The sequence below is a fragment of the Microbacterium sp. ZXX196 genome (genome assembly GCF_009709595.1).
Lineage (GTDB): Bacteria > Actinomycetota > Actinomycetes > Actinomycetales > Microbacteriaceae > Microbacterium > Microbacterium excoecariae.
In genome coordinates this window covers 147,731-163,271 of record NZ_WMEE01000004.1, presented here as the reverse complement: position 1 = coordinate 163,271, position 15,541 = coordinate 147,731, and the positions used below count along the sequence as shown (strand labels likewise).

Genomic DNA, 15,541 nt, shown 5'->3' with positions numbered 1-15,541 from the left:
CTTCGGTCTGCGACCGGCCTTCTCGGCCCTCGTCGCGCGGAGCGTTCGTTGCTCCGAAGTCTTCTGCGTCGTCACGAGCCCGCGTCGTGCGCGGGCAGGCTACGCGAGTCATTATCCCACCTCGCCCGCGATCGGCGCACCCATCCGCTCGCGCGGCATGTTCCGGCCGCGCCGTCCTCAGCCTTCGGCGCCGCGCACAGTGGAAGAATCGGGAGCATGCAGAAGTCGCATCAGCGCCCCGTCGGGCTCGCCATCTGGCTCGTTCTCGCGGGCATCGTCGGACTGGGCGCGGCGTTCGCGCTCACCCTGGAGAAGTTCGAGGCCCTCGTCGACCCCGACCACGTCGCGGGGTGCGACTTCAACCCCATCGTGCAGTGCGGCGCGAACCTCGACTCGGCGCAGGGGTCCGTGTTCGGGTTCCCCAACCCGCTGCTCGGCCTCGTCGGGTGGATGGCGCCGCTCGTCGTCGGCATGGCCATCCTGGCCGGCGCCCGGTTCGCGAAGTGGTTCTGGGTGCTCTTCACGCTCGGCCTGACGTTCGCGTTCGGGTTCGTGTGCTGGCTCATCGCGCAGAGCATCTTCGTCATCGGGACGCTGTGCCCGTGGTGCATGGTGACCTGGAGCGTCACGATCCCGTCGTTCTACGCGGTGCTCCTCCACAGCGTCCGCATCGGGGCGATCCCCCTTCCCCAGTCGGTGCGGCGCCTCGCCGACACCCTGATGGGGTGGCTCCCGCTCATCGTGACCGTGTCCTTCGTCGCGATCGCGGTCATCGCCGAGCTGCGCCTGCACCTCTTGGCGTTCTTCTTCTAACCCCCGGCAGTGGCACAACGACGAAGGAGGGGCGCCGATCGGCGCCCCTCCTTCGTCGTCAGCGGCTCAGCCGAACCAGAGGCCGAGCTCGCGCGCGGCGGACTCTGGGCTGTCGGATCCGTGCACGAGGTTCTGCTGGACCTTCAGGCCCCAGTCGCGGCCGAGGTCGCCGCGGATCGTCCCCGGGGCGGCCGTCGTCGGCTCGGTGGCGCCCGCCAGGGAGCGGAAGCCCTCGATGACGCGGTGACCCGCCACGCGCGCGGCCACGACGTCGCCCGACATCATGAACTCCACGAGGGGCTCGTAGAACGGCTTGCCCTCGTGCTCCGCGTAGTGCTCCGCGAGGAGCTCGCGGGCCGGGGTGAACTTCTTCAGGTCGACGAGCTCGTAGCCCTTCGCCTCGATGCGGGCGAGGATCTGTCCGGTGAGCCCGCGGCGGACGCCGTCGGGCTTAATCAGGACGAGGGTCTCTTCCGTGGCCATGACAATGCCTTCCTATGTCGGGAGGGGGGCGCATCGAACCTATCGCGCGGATCCTATGCGCCGGGCGTGTCCGGCGCGTCGGCCTCCCGCCTCGTCGCCGCGACGCGGGCCTCGATGCGGGCGCCCCCGATCATCGCGAACGCCCACATGCCGCCGAACACGAGGGTGATGAGGAGGATCGCCGGGACGAAGAACGCGCCCGCCGCGATGACCAGCTGCAGGATCCACCCCAGCGCGCGCCCCCACGCCCAGCGCAGCGTGCCGCTCGTGGCCACGAGGAGGACGAGGAGGACCGACCCGGCCACGATCCCCCACCACGGCGCGATCGGATCCGGCAGGGCGCCGAGGCCGTAGATCACGAGGCCCGCCAGGAAGGCGACGATCGCCTCGAAGCCGAGGACGACGGATCCGACCTTCTCGGGCAGCGTGCGGTAGCGGCGCTCCCGGGGGCTCACGCGGTCCACCCCGACTTCCAGTCCTCGACGCGGGCCAGCGCGATCGCCTCGCCGCCGAGCACGACGGATCCGGCGATCACGACGGCGCGGCCCTCCTTTTCCGCCGCCCACGCGCGCGCGGCCTCGGCCGCCTCGGCGACGTCGCGGTGGACCGTCGGGCGCAGCCCCGCGACCTCGGCGGCGTCCGCCACCTCGTCGGCGGAGGCCGCGCGCTCCGAGTCGCTCTCGGTCGCGAAGAGGTGGCTCGCGACCGGCGCGAGCTCGGCCACGATACCCGCGAGGTCCTTGTCGGCCATGGCGCCGAGGACGACGCCCCACTCGGAGAAGTCGAAGGCGTCACGCAGCGCCGCCGCGAGCGCGCGGGCGCCGTGCGGGTTGTGCGCCGCGTCGACGAGGACGGTCGGCTGCGTGCCGACGAGCTGGAGGCGGCCCGGTGAGGCGACCTCCGCGAGCCCCTGCGTGAACACCTCGGCGGCGATCTTCTGCCCGCCGCCAATGAGCGACTCCACGGCCGCGACCGCGAGGGCCGCGTTCTCGCCCTGGTGGTGCCCGTACAGCGGGAGGTACTCCTCCTCGTACGCGCCCGCGAGGCCGCGCAGCGTCACGAGCTGCCCGCCCACGGCGAGCGCGTCGCGCTCGAGGGCGAACTCCGCCCCCTCGAACGCGATCGACGCGCCCCGCTCGGCGGCCACGCGCCGCAGCACCGCCTGCACGCCCGGCTCCTGCCGAGCCGACACGACGGCGGCGCCGGGCTTGATGATGCCGGCCTTTACCTCGGCGATCGCCTCGCGCGTCGCGCCCAGCCGCGCGGCGTGGTCCAGGTCGACGGGCGCGATCACCGCGACGTCGCCGTCCGCCGTGTTCGTCGCGTCCCAGGATCCGCCCATCCCGACCTCGAGAACGAGGACGTCGACCGGCGCGTCGGCGCACGCCACGAAGGCGAGCACCGTGATGAGCTCGAAGAACGTCAGGGGCGCCTGGTCGTCGGCGGCCAGCTCGGCGTCGACGAGGTCGAGGAACGGGGCGATCTCGTCCCACGCGTCCGCGACCTGCGCGTCGCCGATCGGCTCGCCGTCGAGGAGGATCCGCTCCGTGAACCGCACGAGGTGCGGGCTCGTGAACAGCCCCGTGCGCAGCCCGTGCGCTCGCACGAGCGACTCCACGATGCGGGCCGTGGACGTCTTACCGTTCGTGCCGGTGACGTGGACGACGCGGTAGGTCCGCTGCGGGTTGTCGAGATACTCGAGCAGGCGCGCCGTGCGCTCCAGCCGCGGCTCGACCCAGGCCTCGCCCGCGCGGGCGAGGAGCGCCTCGTACACCGCGTCGGCGCGACGCGCGTCGTCGGAGCCCGTCATCGCGCCGCCTCCACGCGCGCCACGCCGATGCGGATCTCGCCCGCGTTCGCGTAGATGCCGCCTGCGATCGTCTGCTCGAACTCTGCGCCCGCGACGCCCTCGTCGATCGTCCAGCTCGTGGCGAGAGTCTCCCCCGCCACGCCCGCGACGTCCCACGCGCGACGCACCGCGGATCCGTCCGCCTCGTCGGCGAACACCAGCTGCAGGCGGATCCGGTCGCTCACCTCGAACCCGGCGTTCTTGCGGGTGTCCTGCACGGCGCGGATCACGTCGCGCGCGAGGCCCTCGGCCTCGAGCTCGGGCGTCGTCGCCGTGTCGAGGATGACAAAGCCGCCGCCCGGCAGCGTCGCGATCGCCTCGCCCGCGGGCCGACCCGACGTGTCGAGCGCGAGCTCGTACTCGCCCTCCTCGAGCGCGATGCCGCCGGCCGTGACGACGCCGCCCTCCTCCGACCAGTCGCCCGTCTTCGACGCCTTGATCACGTGCTGCACCTGCTTGCCGAGGCGCGGGCCGAGCGCGCGCGCATTCACCGTGAGGCGCCGCGCGACGCCGTAGCGCTCGGCGGTGTCCTCGGCGAGCTCGTCGAGCGAGACCGCCTTGACGTTCAGCTCGTCGCGCAGGATGTCCTCGAACCGCGCCAGGCCCTCGGCGCCCGAGGTCACGACCGTAAGGCGCGCGAGCGGGAGCCGCACGCGCAGCTTCTCGCGCTTGCGCAGCGCGTTCGCGACGCTCGAGGCCTCGCGCACGGCGTCCATCGTCGAGCGGATATCGTCCGCGGCGGGGAAGTCCGCGCCCGCGGGCCAGTCCGTCAGGTGGACGCTGCGCCCGCCCGTGAGCCCCTGCCACACCCGCTCGGAGACGAGCGGGATGAGCGGCGCCGCAATGCGGCAGAGCGTCTCGAGCACCGTGTACAGCGTGTCGAACGCCTCGCGCGAGCGCGGATCCTCCGTCACGCCCTCCCAGAAGCGGTCGCGCGAGCGCCGGATGTACCAGTTCGTCAGCACCTCCGCGAAATCGCGCAGGCGGGCCGCGGCGGTCGTCGAGTCGAGCGCCTCGAGGTCGGCGCGCACGGTGTCGGCGAGCTCCCCCGTCAGCGCGAGGATGTAGCGGTCGAGCACGTCGGTCGACGCCGTCGACGCGGTCGCCTCGTAGCCCGCGGCGTTCGCGTACGTCGCGAAGAAGTACCACGAGTTCCACAGCGGCAGGAGGAACTCCCGCACGCCCGAGCGGATCCCCTCCTCCGTCACGACGAGGTTCCCGCCGCGCAGGACGCTGGAGGACATGAGGAACCAGCGCATGGCGTCGGAGCCGTCGCGGTCGAAGACCTCGTTGACGTCGGGATAGTTGCGCAGTGACTTCGACATCTTCTGCCCGTCGCTGCCGAGCACGATGCCGTGGCAGGAGACGCCCGTGAACGCGGGGCGGTCGAACAGGGCGCCCGAGAGGACGTGCATGACGTAGAACCAGCCGCGCGTCTGGCCGATGTACTCCACGATGAAGTCGGCCGGGGCGTGGGCGTCGAACCATTCCTTGTTCTCGAACGGGTAATGCACCTGCGCGAACGGCATGGACCCCGAGTCGAACCACACGTCGAACACGTCCTCGATGCGGCGCATCGTCGAGCGGCCCGTCGGGTCGTCCGGGTTCGGGCGGGTCAGGTCGTCGATGTAGGGCCGGTGGAGGTCCACCTCGCCGTCCGCGTTGCGCGGCAGGCGCCCGAAGTCGCGCTCGATCTCGGCGAGGGATCCGTACGCGTCGACGCGGGGGTAGTTCGCGTCGTCCGACTTCCAGACGGGGATCGGGGAGCCCCAGAAGCGGTTGCGGCTGATCGACCAGTCGCGCGCGCCCTGGACCCACTTGCCGAACTGACCGTGCTTGACGTTCTCCGGCGCCCACTCGATCTGCTCGTTGAGCTCGACGAGGCGGTCCTTGACGTCGGTGACGCGCACGAACCAGCTCGAGACGGCCTTGTAGATCAGGGGGTTCCGGCAGCGCCAGCAATGCGGGTAGCTGTGGACGTAGGACTGCAGCCGCAGCAGGCGCCCGTCGGCCCGCAGCAGGCGCACGATGTCCATGTTCGCGTCGAGCCACAGCTTCCCCGCGACGTCTGGAACGATGTCGAGGAACCGGCCGTCCTCGCCGACCGAGACGATCGTCGGGATCCCGGCGGCGTCGTTCAGGCGCTTGTCGTCCTCACCGAACGCGGGCGCCTGGTGGACGACGCCCGTGCCGTCGGCCGTCGTGACGTACCCGTCGACGAGCACACGCCACGCCTTCTCCGTCCCCCACGCCTCGGTGTCGGTGAAGTAGTCGAACAGCGGCTCGTAGGTGACGCCCTCCAGCTCGGATCCGCGGATCCGCTGCGTCACCGCCGCAAGCGCGTCGCCCGGCTCGGCGTACCCGAGGTCCTTCGCGTAGCCCGCGAGGAGGTCCTCAGCGAGGAGGACGCGCGCGGCGCCCAGCCCCTCTGCTGCCCCTTCCGGGCCGACCGGCACGACGACGTAGGTGATGTCGGGGCCGACCGCGAGCGAGACGTTGGTCGGCAGTGTCCACGGGGTCGTCGTCCACGCGAGCGCCGCGACGCCCGTGAGGCCGAGCTCCTGGGCGCGCTCGCCCGTGAAGGGGAACGCGACGGTGACCGACGGATCCTGCCGGTCCTTGTAGACGTCGTCGTCCATGCGCAGCTCGTGGTTGGACAGCGGCGTCTGGTCGCGCCAGCAGTACGGCAGGACGCGATACCCCTCGTACGCGAGCCCCTTGTCGAAGAGCTGCTTGAACGCCCACAGGACGCTCTCCATGTAGGTCGCGTTCAGCGTCTTGTAGCCGCGCTCGAAGTCGACCCAGCGGGCCTGGCGGGTGACGTAGTCCTCCCAGTCGCGGGTGTAGGTCAGCACCGACTCGCGCGCCTTCGCGTTGAACGCGTCGATGCCCATGGCCTCGATCTCGCTCTTTTCGGTGATCCCGAGCTGCTTCATCGCCTCGAGCTCGGCGGGAAGGCCGTGCGTGTCCCACCCGAACACCCGGTCGACCTTCTGGCCGAGCATCGTGTGGAACCGGGGGAAGAGGTCCTTCGCGTAGCCGGTGAGGAGGTGGCCGTAGTGCGGCAGGCCATTGGCGAACGGCGGGCCGTCGTAGAAGACCCACTCGTCGGCGCCCTCGCGCTGGGCGATCGAGGCGCGGAAGGTGTCATCCTCGGCCCAGAAGTCGAGGATGCCCCGCTCGATGTCGGGGAAGCGCGGCGATGGCGTGACGGGCTCGGCGGCGGGGCCGAAGGCGCTCAGGGGGTAGGTCATCTCTCTCCAGCAGTTCGGTTTCTGCGAACTGCGGGGACGACCTCTCGGCCGCGGTACCACCCCGCGTTGCGCCCGGCGACGGACGCCCCTCTCACTGCGGCTGTGACGGGCCTGCCCCGCGCGGGTCTAATGAGCCCCCGAAGGGACCGTTCTTCCGCGAGCTCCCCGGTGATGGCCGGATCCGCACTTTGTCTCCTCATTCTAGCCCCGAAACCTCTCTTTTTCACCGCCGGACTATGCTGGCGGCAATGCGAGCAGACACCCGACCCACGCGCCCTTACGAAAACATCGCCGTGATCGGCGGTGGCGCCTGGGGCACGGCTCTCGCCGCCGTCGCCGCCCGCGCGGACCGCGAGGTGCGCCTGTGGCTCCGCGACGCCGCGCTCGCGGCTGACATCGCGGCGGGCCGCGGAAACACGCGGTACCTCGAGGGCATCGAGCTGCCGCCGGGGATCCGGCCGACGACCGATCTCGACGCGGCGCTCGCGGGCGCCGACGCGGTCCTCCTCGTCACGCCGTCGACGACGATCCGCGACATGGCCGGCCGCATCGGCGACATCGCGGATCCGGGGGTGCCGATCTTCGTGTGCGCCAAGGGCATCGAGGCGGGCACGGGCCTGCTGATGAGCGAAGTGGCCGCCGAGGCCGCCCCGGGGCGCGCGATCGGCACCGTGACCGGCCCCACCTTCGCAACCGAGACCGCCGCGGGCGACCCGACGGCGGTCACCGTCGCGTGCACGTCGGGCGTCCGCGTGCCGCCGGCGGACCGCGCCGCGACGCGGATGGCGCTCTCGCTCGCGACGGGGGCGTTTCGCCCCTACGTCTCCGACGACATGCCGGGCGTGGAGGTGGGTGGCGCTGTGAAGAACGTCATCGCGATCGCGTGCGGGATCCTCGAGGGGGCGGGCTTCGGCGAGAACTCGCGCGCCGCGATCATCACCCGGGGCCTCGACGAGATGAAGGAGCTCGCGGTCAAGCTCGGCGGCACGCGCGAGACGGTCACGGGCCTCGGCGGTCTCGGCGACCTCATGCTGACCTGCTCCTCGCGCCAGTCGCGCAACTTCTCTTACGGGTTCCAGCGCGGGCAGGGCCTGCGCGACGACGAGGTCTTCGGCGGACGCCCCGTGGTCGTGGAGGGCCGCCACAACGCCGTCACCGTCACGGACCTCGCGCGCCTGCTCGGCATCACGATGCCGATCAGCGAGATGGTGCGCTCGATCGTCGCCGACGGAAAGCCCATCGGCGACGCCTTCGCGACCTACTGGGCCGCACCGATCCGCGCGGAACCTCGCGCACTCGACCTGGAGATCGCGCACCCCGCGGTCGAGGCCGTCACGAAGCGATTCGAGGACCTGAACGCATGACCTCCCCCGCCGACTGGACCTTTGTCCTCGCCACCGACCTCGACGGCACGTTCCTCGGCGGCAGCGCCGCCCAGCGCGAGGAGCTCTACGACTGGATCCGGCGTCACCGCGACGAGGTCGGGCTCGTGTTCGTCACGGGGCGCGACCCCGAGTACATCGAGGCGCTCTGCGGGGACGGCGCCGACGCCTGGCGCGGCGACCGCGTCGTCGCGCCGTGGCCCGACTTCGTCGTCGGCGACGTCGGGACGACCATCGCGGGGGTCCAGGGCGGTCGGGTCGTCCCCCTCGACGACCTCGAGGCGCACATCCGCGACGCGTGGGACGACCGCGGCGAGTGGATCCGCGAGGTGCTCCGGGACGCGCCCGGGCTCGTCGAGCAGGACACGACCTTCCGCCACCGCGTCTCCTACCACTGGGATCCGGACGCCTACGACCCGGAGAGCGTCCGGCCCCTCGAGGAGGCGGGGCTGGACGTGCTCATCTCGCACGGGTGCTATCTCGACGTGCTCCCGGGCGGGGTCTCGAAGGGCCCCTCGCTCATGCGCCTGATCGCGCAGCTCGGCATCGATGCCGAGCGGGTGCTCGTCGCGGGCGACACGCTCAACGACCTCACGATGTTCCAGACCGGCCTCGCCGGCGCCGTGGTCGGCGGCGCCGAGCAGGTCCTCCTCGACGCGACCCGCGACCTCCCCCGCGCGCTCCAATGCTCGCTTCCCGGGGCCGCCGGCATCGCCGAGGCCATCCGCGCGTTCGCGTTGCATCCCGATCCCCCACAGGAGCTCACGTCATGACTGCCAAGACCGAAAAGAGCGACCTCGTCGTCGTCTACCACCGTCAGCCCTACGAGGAGGTCACCCTCGAGGACGGCACGACCGAGCTTCGCGAGAACTCCAGTCCCAACGGCATCGTCCCCACCATCAAGGGCGTCATGGGCCGCATGGAGTCGGCGGCCTGGGTGGCGTGGAAGCAGACCGAGACGCCCGAGGACCCGCAGTTCGAGCAGATCGTCGAGATCGACGACAGCTACGGGTCGTACCGCGTGAACCGCCTGCCGCTGACCGAGCACGAGGTGTCGAGCTTCTACCACCTCACGTCGAAGGAGGCGTTCTGGCCGATCCTGCACGGCTTCAAGGAGCGCTATAACTACGACCCGGTCGACTGGGAGACCTTCCGGTCGGTGAACCGCAAGTTCGCCCAGGCCGCGGCGGACGCCGCGAGCGACGACGCGGTCGTGTGGATCCACGACTACAACCTGTGGCTCGTGCCCGGGTTCCTCCGCGAGATCAAGCCGTCGGTGAAGATCGCGTTCTTCCACCACACGCCCTTCCCCGCCTCCGGCATGTTCAACGTGCTCCCCTGGCGCGAGGAGATCGTGCGCTCGCTCCTCGAGTGCGACTCGGTCGGGTTCCACATCCCCCGCTACGCGCAGAGCTTCGTCTCGGTCGCCCGCTCGCTCACGTCAGCGCGCACGATCGCCGATCAGCCGACGGATCCGGACATGTCGCCCCGCGGCGACGCGCTCAGCGAGCGCTGGACGCCGACGCTCATGGAGCACCACGGGCACCTCATCCACATCGAGACGAACCCCGTGGGCGTCAACGACGCGTACGTGACGGAGCTCACCGAGCGCGAGGGCTTCGCCGAGCGGGTGCAGGAGATTCGCGACTGGGTGGGCGATGCCGCGATGATCCTCTCGGTGTCGCGCACCGACTACACGAAGGGCAACATCGAGCAGCTCGAGACTTTCGAGCGCCTCCTCCAGCGCCGCCCCGAGCTGCGCGGGAAGGTGCGCCTGATGCTCGTGTCCGTGGGCGCGAACCGCAACATGGCGGCCTACGACGAGGTGCAGCAGAAGATCGAGGAGCTCACGGGCCGGATCAACGGCACCCACGGATCCTTCGAGTGGCAGCCCGTCTCGCTCGTGTCGACCGCGATCCCGATGGACGAGCTCGTCGCGTACTACCGCGCGGCCGACGTGTGCTCGATCACGCCGATCGCCGACGGCTTGAATCTTGTCGCGCCCGAGTACTGCATCGCCCAGGGCGAGGAGGGAACCGGCGCGCTGATCCTCTCGGAGTTCGCCGGCTGCGCCGTGCTGCTCGAGGGCCAGATCCCCGTGAACCCCTTCAGCTACAAGGCGATGGACCGCGCGCTCGACGCGGCGCTCGCGATGAGCGAGGAGGGGCGGCGCGAGCGCATGCGCGACCTCGTGCGCTCCTCGAAGCGGTGGAACATCACGGCGTGGTCGGACGCGACGATGAAGCTGTTCCGCGCGCTGCGCCGCGGCGAGAAGCCCGAGATCACGCCATCGGCCGCGCTCGCGAGCGACCGCACGAGCGAGATCCCGGTCATCTCGGCCGCCGACACGTCCGTCGGCTGACCGACCGCTCGATGATCCGCGGATCCGCGTACGCGTCCCAGACCTGCTGCGGGGGCGTACGCGGAGTCGGCGACGATCGTCGTCGTGAGCGCGTCGTGATCGGTGTCGATCGAGGTGATGGGCATCGGTTCACCCCTTCATATCGTCGAGGAGGGCGTCGAGCCGCGAGTCCCGCGCCCGCCACAGTCTTCGTAGGTCGCGAGCAGCCGCTGCGCGCGCCGGATCCGCTCCGGCTCTCCCCGCACCACGCGCTCCCGGCCCCGCGGGGTCTTCGACACGAGCCCCGCCTCCTCCAGGACCGCGATGTGCTTCTGCACGGCGGCGAAACTCATGTCGTACGCGGCCGCCAGCTGGCTGACGGACGCGCTGTCGGTGAGGGTGCGCCGCACCGCGCGCGCTCGGCGCGCGCTTGTAGACTGACCCCAAACCCCACATCAGGCACGCAGACACCGTGCCGCCCATAGCGCCGCTAGGAGTTCCACGCATGGCAGACATCCCCGACAAGCCCAAACTCGAGGGGCTCGAGGCGAAGTGGGGTGAGCGCTGGGAGGCCACGGGCACCTACCGCTTCGACCGCACCGCCGCCGAGGCCTCGGGGCGCGCCGGCGTCTACTCGATCGACACGCCGCCGCCGACCGCGTCGGGATCCCTGCACATCGGCCACGTCTTCAGCTACACGCACACCGACGTCAAGGCCCGCTTCGAGCGCATGCGCGGCAAGAACGTGTTCTACCCGATCGGGTGGGACGACAACGGCCTCCCGACCGAGCGCCGCGTGCAGAACTACTACGGCGTCCGCTGCGACCCCTCGCTCCCCTACGACGCCGACTTCGTCCCGCCCTTCGAGGGCACGACGAAGAACATCAAGGCCGCCGACCAGGTGCCGATCAGCCGCCGCAATTTCACCGAGCTGTGCGAGAAGCTCACGGTCGAGGACGAGGCGAAGTTTGAGGAGCTCTGGCGCCAGCTCGGGCTCTCGGTCGACTGGACCCAGAACTACCGCACGATCTCCGACGAGACGATCCGCACGAGCCAGGCCGCGTTCCTCGCGAACGTCGAGCGCGGCGAGGCCTACCAGGCCCTCGCGCCGACGCTTTGGGACATCGACTTCCGATCCGCCATCGCGCAGGCCGAGCTCGAGGACCGCGAGCGCCCCGCCGCGTACCACCGGCTCGCCTTCCACAAGACCGACGGATCCGGCGACATCCTCATCGAGACCACGCGCCCCGAGCTGCTCGCCGCGTGCGTCGCGCTCGTGGCCCACCCCGACGACGAGCGCTACCAGCCGTTCTTCGGTCAGACCGTCACGACGCCGCTGTTCGGCGTCGAGGTGCCCGTCCTGTCGCACCCGCTCGCCCAGCCCGACAAGGGATCCGGCATCGCGATGATCTGCACGTTCGGCGACATGAACGACATCATCTGGTGGCGCGAGCTCGACCTTCCGAACCGCACGATCATCGGCAAGGACGGCCGCGTCCTCGCCGACGCCCCCGACGTCATCGCCTCCGAGGCGGGGATCACGGCGTACGCGGAGCTCGCCGGCAAGACGGTCTTCAGCGCGCAGAAGCGCATCGTCGAGCTCCTGGAAGCCTCGGGCGAGCTCGTCCACACGGGCGCGCAGTTCACGCACCCCGTGAAGTTCTTCGAGAAGGGCGACCGCCCGCTCGAGATCGTCTCGACCCGCCAGTGGTACATCCGCAACGGCGCGCGCGACGAGAAGCTCCGCAACGAGCTGATCTCGCTCGGCCAGCAGGTCGAGTTCCACCCGGAGTTCATGCGCGTGCGCTACGAAAACTGGGTGGGCGGCCTCACCGGCGACTGGCTCGTGTCCCGCCAGCGGTTCTTCGGCGTGCCGATCCCCGTCTGGTACGGCCTCGACGAGAACGGCGCGCGCGACTACGACCGCGTGCTCCTCCCCGACGCCGCCTCGCTCCCGGTCGACCCGTCCAGCGACGTTCCTCCGGGCTTCACGGAGGACCAGCGCGGCGCCGCGAACGGTTTCGAGGCCGAGACCGACGTGTTCGACACGTGGGCCACGAGCTCTCTCACGCCGCAGCTCGCGGGCCGCTGGGGCACGAACGACGGCCTCTGGGACCTCGTCGCGCCGTTCGACGTCCGCCCGCAGGGCCAGGACATCATCCGCACCTGGCTCTTCTCGACGATGCTGCGCAGCGCGCTCGAGGACGGCCGCGCCCCCTGGCGCCACGCGTCGATCTCGGGCTTCATCGTGGATCCCGACCGCAAGAAGATGTCCAAGTCGAAGGGCAACGTCGTCACGCCCGCCGACATCCTCGACCAGCACGGATCCGACGCCGTCCGCTACTGGGCGGCCTCCAGCCGCCTCGGCACGGACGCGGCGTTCGACCCGCAGAACCCGACCCAGATCAAGATCGGCCGCCGCCTGGCGATCAAGGTCCTCAACGCGGCGAAGTTCGCGCTCGGATTCGACGCCCCGGACGACGCCGAGATCACCGATCCGCTCGACCTGTCGATGCTCGCGACGCTCGACGGCGTGGTCGCCCAGGCGACCGCGTCGCTCGACGCGTACGACCACGCCCGGGCGCTCGAGGTGTCGGAGGCGTTCTTCTGGACGTTCTGCGACGACTACCTCGAGCTCGTCAAGGAGCGCGCCTACGCGGGCGGCGCGGCGGGCGCGTCCGCCGCCGCTGCCCTGCGCACCGCGCTGTCAACCGTGCTGCGGCTCCTCGCCCCCGTCGTGTCGTTCGCGGCCGAGGAGGCCTGGAGCTGGTTCCAGGACGGATCCGTGCACCGCGCCTCGTGGCCGGTCCCGAGCGACCTCGGCGGCGATCCCGCCGTCCTCCAGGCCGCGTCGCAGGCGCTCATTGGGATCCGCCGGGCGAAGACCGAGGCGAAGGCCTCGCAGCGCACCCCCGTCGCCTCGGCGCGCATCGTCGCCCCCGAGGCGCAGGCCGACGCCCTGCGTCTGGCCGAGGCCGACCTGCGAGCGGTCGGCCGTATCGCCCAGCTCGAGATCGCCGCCGGCGACGAGCTGAGCGTCACCTCGATCGAGCTCGCGGAACAGGAGTCCTGATGCAACTCGGAACGCGCTGGCGGGCGGGCGAACAGCCCCCCGCGTCGGTCCCCGCCGTCGTCCGCGAGGAAATCGAGAAGGTGGAGGCGACGCTCCCGGGCGTCGGGCCGCAGCCGATGTGGACCCTCACCTGGCTCGAGTCCCGCCCCATCGCGGAGCTCGACAGCGGGATCGAGATCACGCTCGGCGCCGACGGGCGCGCGACCGTGTCGACCTTCGATCCCATGGACTGAGACGTCCCCGTCGCGCAGGCGGCGCCTCATCGCGGGGGGCCGCCTGCGCCGTAGGGTGGGCAAATGACCGGCGACAACCCGCTCCTGACCGAGAGCGGCCTGCCCTACTCCCTCCCGGATTTCGCGCGGATCCTCCCCCCGCACTATCTCCCCGCCCTCGCCCGGGCGTTCGCGGAGCACCTCGCCGAGATCGCGGAGATCGGCGGCGACACCGCGCCGCCGACATTCGAGAACACCGCGCGCGCCCTCGAGCGCTCGGGCGCGCTCCTCGACCGCGTCACCCGGACCTTCCACACGGTCTCCGCGGCGCACGCGACGCCCGAGATCCGGGATCTCGACGACCAGATCGCGCCGCAGCTGGCCGAGCACGCCGACCGCATCGACATGGACGCGGCGGTCTTCGCGCGGCTCGACGCCGTGCACGCCCGGCGGGGCGACCTCGGCCTCGCGCCCGTCGACCTGCTCCTCCTCGAGCGCCGGCACGCGCGGATGCGCCGCGCGGGGGCCGGGCTCGGCGAGGACGACCGCGCGCGGCTGGCCGCGCTGAACCGCCGCCTCGCCGAGCTCCAGACCGCCTTCGGGCGTCACCTCCTCGACGACGCCGCGACGCTCGCGGTGCGGGTGTCGGAGGAGGAGATGGCGGGGCTCGACAAGTCGCAGACCGCGTCGGCGATCGCGGCGGCGCGCGCCCGCGACGATCACGACGGCGGGCTCCTCGGGCTCCCCCAGCCCACGCTGCACCCCCTGCTGGCCCGGCTCGAGCGCCGCGAGGTCCGCGCGCGCGTCCTCGGGGCGTCGCTCGCGCGCGGGCGACGGGGCGGCGACAACGATAACCGCCAGGTCGTGCGCGAGATCGCCGCGCTGCGCGCCGAGCGCGCGCAGCTTCTGGGCTTCGCCTCGCACGCGGCGTACGTGACGGCCGACGAGACGGCCGGGTGCCCCGAGGCGGTGCGCGAGCGGATCCGCGCCCTCGCCGCCCCGACGGCCCGCAACGTCGCGCGCGAGCGCGCCGAGATCGCGCCCGCGGCGGACGCCGACGGCATCGCGCTGGCCGCGCACGACGTGCCGTTTTACCGCGAGCGGATCCGCGCGGATCGCGACGGGATCGACGTCTCGGCCCTCAGGCCCTGGTTCGCGGCGGATCGGGTCCTGACCGACGGCGTGTTCTTCGCCGCGACCCGGCTCTACGGCGTCCGGTTCGCGGAGCGCGTCGACCTGCCCGGCTACCACGAGGACGTGCGCTTCTTCGACGTCGTGGAGGAGGACGGCTCCCCCGTCGGCCTCTACGTGCCCGACCTGTTCACGCGCGAGACGAAGCGCGGCGGCGCCTGGATGAACGCGATCGTCGCGCAATCGGACCTGCGCGGCACGCTGCCCGTCGTCGTGAACACGCTGAACGTCGCCCCGCCGGCGCCCGGCGAGCCGGCGCTCCTCGGCCTCGGCGAGGTGGAGACCCTCTTCCACGAGTTCGGGCACGCCCTCCACGGGCTGTTTGCGCGCGTGCCGTACCCGACCTTCGCGGGGACCGCCGTGGGGCGAGACGTCGTGGAGTTCCCCAGCCAGGTGAACGAGATGTGGGCGTTTCACCCCGACGTCCTGCCGCACTACGCCCGGCACGTCGAGACGGGCGCGCCGCTCCCGGCCGGTGCCGCCGAGGCGCTCGAGGCCGCACCCGACGGTCAGGGGCACGCGACGAGCGAGTACCTGCAGGCAGCGTGGCTCGATCAGGCATGGCACGCGCTCGGGCCCGCCGAAGCGCGCGCCGTGACCGACATCGCCGGCTTCGAGGCGCGCGCGCTCGCGGAGGTGGGCCTCGAAGACGAGCTCGTCCCCCCGCGCTACCACTCGACGATGTTCCGCCACATCTTCGCGGGCGCGTACAGCGCCGCCTACTACGCGTACATCTGGGCCGAGGTGCCGGCCGCCGACGCCGCCGAATGGTTCGCTCACAACGGCGGTCTCACCCGCGAAAACGGCGAGCGCTTTCGGCGACATGTCCTCGCCGTGGGCGGATCCGTCCCCGCCCGCGCGGCGTTCCGCGCGTTCCGCGGCCGAGACGCCGAGCTCGGACCGCTCCTGCGCAGCCGCGGCCTGGGCGGATAGCGGCCGCGGG

At 71.6% G+C, this 15,541-nt stretch carries 11 protein-coding genes and 1 pseudogene; 7 read left to right on the top strand and 5 right to left on the bottom strand.

Annotated elements, in window-relative coordinates; all coding sequences use genetic code 11:
• The first annotated feature begins 216 nt into the window (after positions 1–216).
• Positions 217–813, top strand: a complete 597-nt coding sequence (locus GJQ66_RS05915) for a vitamin K epoxide reductase family protein (RefSeq protein WP_155048428.1) — start codon at positions 217–219, stop codon at positions 811–813.
• A gap of 66 nt (positions 814–879) precedes the next feature.
• Here the strand turns inward: GJQ66_RS05915 and ndk are convergent, their stop codons facing one another.
• Genes ndk through ileS form a run of 4 tightly spaced genes read right to left on the bottom strand, consistent with a single transcriptional unit; the run spans position 880 to position 6,399 of the window.
• Positions 880–1,296 (bottom strand): nucleoside-diphosphate kinase, encoded by a 417-nt coding sequence (gene ndk, locus GJQ66_RS05910; RefSeq protein WP_155048427.1) that lies wholly within the window; start codon positions 1,294–1,296, stop codon positions 880–882.
• A 53-nt stretch (positions 1,297–1,349) separates the two neighbouring features.
• Positions 1,350–1,751: a DUF4233 domain-containing protein gene (locus GJQ66_RS05905; protein WP_368732719.1), complete on the bottom strand. Its 402-nt coding sequence runs from the start codon at positions 1,749–1,751 to the stop codon at positions 1,350–1,352.
• Positions 1,748–3,106, bottom strand: a complete 1,359-nt coding sequence (locus GJQ66_RS05900) for a folylpolyglutamate synthase/dihydrofolate synthase family protein (RefSeq protein ID WP_155048426.1) — start codon at positions 3,104–3,106, stop codon at positions 1,748–1,750. The genes GJQ66_RS05905 and GJQ66_RS05900 overlap by 4 nt, the downstream gene beginning before the upstream one ends.
• Positions 3,103–6,399, bottom strand: a complete 3,297-nt coding sequence (gene ileS / locus GJQ66_RS05895; RefSeq protein WP_155048425.1) for an isoleucine--tRNA ligase — start codon at positions 6,397–6,399, stop codon at positions 3,103–3,105. Before ileS ends, GJQ66_RS05900 begins: the two co-directional genes overlap by 4 nt.
• Before the next feature lie 248 nt (positions 6,400–6,647).
• Between ileS and GJQ66_RS05890 the strand changes: the two genes are divergently transcribed.
• From GJQ66_RS05890 to ggpS, 3 genes are read left to right on the top strand one after another with little or no spacing between them, the layout of a single operon-like run.
• A complete protein-coding gene (locus GJQ66_RS05890; RefSeq protein ID WP_155048424.1) occupies positions 6,648–7,763 on the top strand; it encodes an NAD(P)H-dependent glycerol-3-phosphate dehydrogenase in 1,116 nt (371 codons plus the stop codon).
• A complete protein-coding gene (locus GJQ66_RS05885; protein WP_155048423.1) occupies positions 7,760–8,554 on the top strand; it encodes an HAD family hydrolase in 795 nt (264 codons plus the stop codon). The genes GJQ66_RS05890 and GJQ66_RS05885 overlap by 4 nt, the downstream gene beginning before the upstream one ends.
• Entirely contained in the window at positions 8,551–10,143 is a 1,593-nt protein-coding gene (gene ggpS / locus GJQ66_RS05880) for a glucosylglycerol-phosphate synthase (protein WP_155048422.1), read from the top strand. The genes GJQ66_RS05885 and ggpS overlap by 4 nt, the downstream gene beginning before the upstream one ends.
• A 129-nt stretch (positions 10,144–10,272) precedes the next feature.
• On the opposite strand, the pseudogene GJQ66_RS05875 reads toward ggpS, so the two are convergent.
• Positions 10,273–10,532 (bottom strand): annotated as a pseudogene (locus tag GJQ66_RS05875) (ArsR/SmtB family transcription factor); the annotation flags it as partial.
• 95 nt (positions 10,533–10,627) lie between these two features.
• Between GJQ66_RS05875 and valS the strand changes: the two are divergent.
• The 3 genes from valS (at position 10,628) to GJQ66_RS05860 (ending at position 15,531) form a co-directional block, all read left to right on the top strand.
• Positions 10,628–13,195 carry a valine--tRNA ligase gene (gene valS / locus GJQ66_RS05870; RefSeq protein ID WP_155048421.1) on the top strand — a complete coding sequence of 856 codons (2,568 nt, stop codon included), beginning with the start codon at positions 10,628–10,630 and terminating at the stop codon, positions 13,193–13,195.
• Positions 13,195–13,428, top strand: coding sequence for a hypothetical protein (locus tag GJQ66_RS05865; protein WP_155048420.1), 234 nt, complete (start codon positions 13,195–13,197; stop codon positions 13,426–13,428). Before valS ends, GJQ66_RS05865 begins: the two co-directional genes overlap by 1 nt.
• Before the next feature lie 63 nt (positions 13,429–13,491).
• Positions 13,492–15,531, top strand: coding sequence for a M3 family metallopeptidase (locus tag GJQ66_RS05860; protein ID WP_155048419.1), 2,040 nt, complete (start codon positions 13,492–13,494; stop codon positions 15,529–15,531).
• The last annotated feature ends 10 nt before the right edge of the window (positions 15,532–15,541 follow it).